1 pseudogene is annotated in these 784 nt (G+C 62.0%); it reads right to left on the bottom strand.

Features of this window, described 5'->3' with window-relative positions:
• Positions 1 to 784 (bottom strand): annotated as a pseudogene (locus JF66_RS19515) (ribonucleotide-diphosphate reductase subunit alpha); the annotation flags it as partial.

Raw genomic sequence — 784 nt, 5'->3', positions numbered from 1 at the left:
CCTTTTTCCACGCGTAGATCTGGGCGCGGTTGATGTCGCGGGTCGTGGCGGTGTCCTTGAAGAACAGGGTGAGGGAGAGTCCCTGGTCGACGTGCTGCGTCGCCGCGGCGTACACGTCGATGACCTTCTCGTAGCCGATCTCGTAGGCGTCCTGGTAGAAGTCCAGGTTGTCGTTCGTCATGAACGGCGCCGGGTAATACACGCGGCCCAGCTTGCCTTCCTTGCGAATCTCGATCTTCGCCGCGATCGGGTGAATCGACGCGGTGGAGTTGTTGATGTACGAGATCGACCCGGTCGGCGGTACGGCCTGCAGGTTCTGGTTGTAGATACCGTGCTTCACAACGGATGCCTTGAGCTCGGCCCAGTCGGCCTGCGTCGGAATCGACACCCCGGCCTGGCTGAACAGCTCGGCACCGCGGGCGGTGGTCGGCTCCCACACCTGGTCGGTGTACTTGTCGAAGAACGCACCGGAGGCATAGGTGGAGTTCTCAAAGCCCTCGAAGGTGCGTCCGCGTTCGATGGCGAGGGCGTTGGAGGCCGTCAGGGCGTGGAACAACACCGTGTAGAAGTAGATGTTGGTGAAGTCGATGCTCTCTTCGCTGCCGTAGTAGATGCGCTCGCGGGCCAGGTAGCCGTGCAGGTTCATCTGGCCCAGGCCGATGGCGTGCGAACGGTCGTTACCATCTTCGATGGAACGAACCGAGCTGATGTGGCTCTGCTCGGACACGGCGTTCAGGCCACGAATGGCCGCGTTCACGGTGCGACCGAGGTTACCGGAGTCCAT

The organism is Cryobacterium sp. MLB-32 (assembly GCF_000738085.1).
Classification (GTDB): domain Bacteria; phylum Actinomycetota; class Actinomycetes; order Actinomycetales; family Microbacteriaceae; genus Cryobacterium.
The sequence above is the reverse complement of the archived record's forward strand: the minus strand, read 5'-3'. Positions and strand labels throughout refer to the sequence as shown.